Genomic DNA, 4,766 nt, shown 5'->3' with positions numbered 1-4,766 from the left:
GCCGCGCTCCGGCGCCGGGCGCGCCGTGGTGGACGCGATCGCCTCCCGGGAGCCGCGGCGCATCGTCTACGTGGCGTGCGACCCGGCCGCGCTCGCGCGCGACGTCGGCTACCTGGCGGCGCACGGGTACGTCCTGACGGGCGTGCGCGGGTTCGACCTCTTCCCGCACACGCACCACGTCGAGGCGGTGGCCGTGCTCGATCGGCAGGGGTGACGGACGAGTGGACAAAACCCCAGGTCAGTACGCATAGGATGCGCATCGTGAAGCGGTGGTTGGTGAGCGGCGGTATCGCCGTGTCCGTGGTGGTGGCCTTTGCCGCCGCCGTCGTGGTGGGCATGATCCTGGGCGCCGGCGGCATCGTCGTCGGCGGTACCGGAGGGGCTACGACGCCCGCTCCGCGGGGGGCACCGTCCCCCTGGGCGGGGGCGGCGTCGCCGTCGGCGTCCCCGGCGGCCGAGGCCGAACCGGTGGCGCTCTTCGTGGGCGACTCCTACACCGTCGGGCAGGGCGTGTCGTCGCCCGAGCTGCGGTGGAGCACGCTCGTGGCCGACGCCATGGGCTGGCAGGAGCTGAACGTCGCCGACGGCGGCACCGGGTTCGTGACCCGGCACCCCGAGCTCAACCGGCTGAACTACCCGGAGCAGCTCAAGTCGGTGCCGCGCAACAGCGTGGACATCGTCGTGATCGCGGGCGGGCAGAACGACTTCAAGTCGCTGCGCAAGAGCGCCGGGCCGGTCTTCATGGGTGTCGAGAACACCTACGCGCTCGCCGCGCGGCGGTTCCCGGACGCCGAGATCGTCTCAGTCGGGCCGTCCACGCCATGGGCCATCGGCCTGGAGGCGCGGGCGATGGACGGCGCCGTGCGCGCCGCCGCGTCCCGCGCCGGTGCGACGTACATCTCGCTCCTGGACCCGAACATCGTCGAGGGCAAGCTGATCAACGAGGACGGGATCCACACGACCGACAAGGGCAACGCGAAGATCGCCGAGCGGGTGCTGGAGACGTTGCAGGCCGACGAGCGCGACGCGGGCGCGCGGCCGGTAGATATCTTGACGTCAAGATAAATGCGTTATGCTGGCTCCAGCAGCCCGGCCTAGGCTGGGTGAAGCCCCCTGGAACCCATGCGGCGGCTCCTTCGCGCGACGACCGCGCCTGTGAGAGCCGACGCACCGTCAGCCCCGCAGAAGGAGCCCGAGTGAGCACCGTGGACACGTTCGGATCAAAGGGAACGCTGGAGGTCTCGGGCAAGTCCTACGAGATCTTCCGGCTCAGCGCGGTCGAGGGAGTCGAGCGCCTCCCGTACTCGCTGAAGATCCTCGCCGAGAACCTCCTGCGCACCGAGGACGGCGCGAACATCACCGCCGACCACGTGCGCGCCCTCGCGTCCTGGGACCCGGACGCGCAGCCCGACACCGAGATCCAGTTCACGCCGGCGCGCGTGATCATGCAGGACTTCACCGGCGTGCCCTGCGTCGTGGACCTCGCCACCATGCGCGAGGCCGTCGCGGCCCTCGGCGGCGACGCGACGCGGATCAACCCGCTGGCCCCCGCCGAGATGGTCATCGACCACTCCGTGCAGATCGACGTCGCGGGCCGCGCGGACGCGTTCCAGCGCAACGTCGAGTTCGAGTACCAGCGCAACCACGAGCGCTACCAGTTCCTGCGCTGGGGCCAGACCGCGTTCGACGACTTCAAGGTCGTCCCGCCGGGCACCGGCATCGTGCACCAGGTCAACATCGAGTACCTGGCGCGCACCGTGATGACCCGCGAGGTGTCCGTCAACGGGGAGGCGCCGGTCCTGCGCGCCTACCCCGACACCTGCGTCGGCACCGACTCGCACACCACCATGGTCAACGGCCTGGGCGTGCTGGGCTGGGGCGTCGGCGGCATCGAGGCCGAGGCCGCGATGCTCGGCCAGCCGGTCTCGATGCTCATCCCGCGCGTCGTGGGCTTCAAGCTGAACGGCTCGATCCCGGCCGGCGTGACCGCCACCGACGTGGTGCTCACGATCACGCAGATGCTGCGCCAGCACGGCGTGGTCGGCAAGTTCGTCGAGTTCTACGGCGAGGGCGTCGCCCAGGTGCCGCTCGCGAACCGCGCCACCATCGGCAACATGTCGCCCGAGTTCGGCTCGACGGCCGCGATCTTCCCGATCGACTCGGTCACGGTCGACTACCTGCGCCTGACGGGCCGCTCCGAGGAGCAGCTCGCCCTGGTCGAGGCGTACGCCAAGGAGCAGGGCCTCTGGCTCGACGCCGACTCGGCCGAGCCGGTCTTCTCCGAGTACCTCGAGCTCGACCTGTCCACGGTCGTCCCGTCGATCGCCGGGCCCAAGCGCCCGCAGGACCGCATCGAGCTGACGAACGCCAAGGCCGCGTTCACGCGTGACCTGCCCACCTACGCGCCCGACGTCCTGGACCAGGTCGACGAGGCCGAGAAGGAGTCGTTCCCCGCGTCCGACTCGCCGGCCATCACGCCGAACGGCCGCAAGCACGTGCACGTCACGAACAGCGAGGGCAAGGAGTTCGAGCTGTTCCACGGCGCGGTCGCGATCGCCTCGATCACGTCCTGCACCAACACCTCGAACCCGTCGGTCATGCTCGCCGCGGCGCTGCTCGCGAAGAACGCCGTCGAGAAGGGCCTCGTCTCCAAGCCGTGGGTCAAGACCTCCATGGCCCCGGGCTCGCAGGTCGTGACCAACTACTACGAGAAGGCCGGCCTCTGGCCGTACCTCGAGAAGCTGGGCTTCCACCTGGTGGGCTACGGCTGCGCCACCTGCATCGGCAACTCCGGCCCCCTGGACGAGAAGGTCTCCGAGGCCGTCAACGAGCACGACCTGTCGGTCGTCTCGGTGCTCTCGGGCAACCGCAACTTCGAGGGCCGCATCAACCCGGACGTCAAGATGAACTACCTGGCCTCCCCGCCGCTGGTCATCGCGTACGCCCTGGCGGGCACCATGGAGTTCGACTTCGAGCACGACCCGCTGGGTCGCGACGAGGCCGGCAACCCCGTGTTCCTGCGCGACATCTGGCCGTCGCCGGAGGAGGTCCAGGCCACGATCGAGTCCTCGATCGACCGCAAGATGTTCGAGGCGGACTACGCCGACGTGTTCAAGGGCGACGAGCGCTGGGCCGCCCTGGAGACCCCCGAGGGCGACACGTTCGCCTGGGACGCCGAGTCGACGTACGTGCGCAAGCCCCCGTACTTCGACGGCATGGGCATGACGCCGGAGCCCGTCACCGACGTCACCGGTGCCCGCGTGCTCGCCAAGCTGGGTGACTCGGTCACGACCGACCACATCAGCCCGGCCGGCTCGATCAAGCCGGACAGCCCGGCCGGCGTCTACCTCGCCGAGCACGGCGTGGCCCGCCGCGACTTCAACTCCTACGGCTCGCGCCGCGGCAACCACGAGGTCATGATCCGCGGCACGTTCGCGAACATCCGCCTGCGCAACCAGCTCCTGGCCTCCGAGAACAACGGCGCGGGCGTCGAGGGTGGCTTCACCTTCAACTTCGTCAAGAACGCGCAGGACACGATCTACGACGCCGCGCAGGACTACGCCGCGGCGGGCACCCCGCTCGTGGTGCTCGGCGGCAAGGAGTACGGCTCCGGCTCGTCGCGTGACTGGGCCGCCAAGGGCACCGCGCTCCTGGGCGTCAAGGCCGTCATCACCGAGAGCTTCGAGCGCATCCACCGCTCCAACCTCATCGGTATGGGCGTGCTGCCGCTGCAGTTCCCGGCCGGCCAGAACGCCGAGTCGCTGGGCCTGGACGGCACGGAGACCTTCGACGTCACCGGCGTCACCGCGCTGAACGAGGGCGTCACGCCCGAGACGGTCAAGGTGACGGCCACCAAGGGCGACGGCTCGCAGGTCGAGTTCGACGCCGTGGTGCGCATCGACACCCCGGGCGAGGCGGACTACTACCGCAACGGGGGCATCCTGCAGTACGTGCTGCGGTCGCTCGTCTCCTGATGCACTGAGAACGACGACGCGCCCCGTCCCTCCTCGCGGAGGGGCGGGGCGCCGTCGTACCCGGGGTCAGCCCGCGAGCGCTCCGGTCAGCAGCCGGACGACGCCGCGCAGGCCCGCCTCGTCCGCGTGGTCGGGGTTGACCTCCACGCAGGTCATGGCGACCAGGCCGGGGTCGGTGGCGAGCGCGCGCAGCGCGCGGTCCAGGGTCGCCGGGACCAGTCCGCGACCGTACGTCGGGACGTCAGCCACGGGGAGGGTCAGGAAGTCGAGCACGTCGACGTCGAGGTGCAGCACGAACGGGGTGCCGCCCACGGCCGCCAGGGCACGCCGCGCGGCGTCCTCCGGGTCGGCGAGCACCCGCGCCGCCGGGATCCGCACCGCAGGTACGAGCCCGTGGACGTCCTCCTCGTCGTCGGAGTACCCGAGGTAGACGAGCCGGTCGGCCGTCAGCAGGGGGCGCCGGTGGCCGACGGCGGCGAGCGGCCCCCAGGTGCCGGGCAGGTCGAGGAGGTGGGCCACGCCCATCGAGTCGAGGATCGGCTCGTCGGGGTGGTCGGGCGGCAGCTGGAGGTCCTGGCCGCCGTCGACGTACACGAGGGCCACGTCCGGGTACCGCTCGGCCACGGCGTCGACCACCCCGAGGGCGACCGTGCACTCCCCGCCGAGCACGAGGGCGCGCTCGCCCCGGGCCAGGACCTTCTCGACGAGTCGGCGCACGCCGCGCAGGCCGTCGATCACGCGGCCGACGTCGTTGGGCTCGCCCGGCGCGCGGTGCGCGCGCCAGGTCGCGAC

At 71.2% G+C, this 4,766-nt stretch carries 3 protein-coding genes and 1 pseudogene; 3 read left to right on the top strand and 1 reads right to left on the bottom strand.

Translation table 11 applies throughout. The features are described 5' to 3' along the window. The 3 genes and pseudogenes from PROKR_RS20565 to acnA all read left to right on the top strand — a co-directional run. Positions 1-214 (top strand): annotated as a pseudogene (locus PROKR_RS20565) (class I SAM-dependent RNA methyltransferase); the annotation flags it as partial. A 47-nt stretch (positions 215-261) separates the two neighbouring features. Then, on the top strand, positions 262-1,065 hold the full coding sequence (locus tag PROKR_RS20560; RefSeq protein WP_157602354.1) for an SGNH/GDSL hydrolase family protein: 804 nt from the start codon (positions 262-264) through the stop codon (positions 1,063-1,065). Positions 1,066-1,196: 131 nt separating this feature from the next. After that, the gene (gene acnA / locus PROKR_RS20555; RefSeq protein ID WP_036966628.1) at positions 1,197-3,974 is read left to right on the top strand and encodes an aconitate hydratase AcnA; all 2,778 of its coding nucleotides are present in this window, start codon (positions 1,197-1,199) and stop codon (positions 3,972-3,974) included. A 66-nt stretch (positions 3,975-4,040) separates the two neighbouring features. On the opposite strand, the gene PROKR_RS20550 is transcribed toward acnA, so the two are convergent. After that, positions 4,041-4,766, bottom strand: a 726-nt coding sequence (locus PROKR_RS20550; protein WP_036966627.1) for an arginase family protein, incomplete at its 5' end; no start/stop codon positions are given.

Origin of the sequence: Promicromonospora kroppenstedtii DSM 19349 (assembly GCF_000515355.1) — a bacterium.
Classification (GTDB): domain Bacteria; phylum Actinomycetota; class Actinomycetes; order Actinomycetales; family Cellulomonadaceae; genus Promicromonospora; species Promicromonospora kroppenstedtii.
Note: the sequence above shows the minus strand (reverse complement) of the source record. Positions and strands in the feature narration are given on the sequence as shown.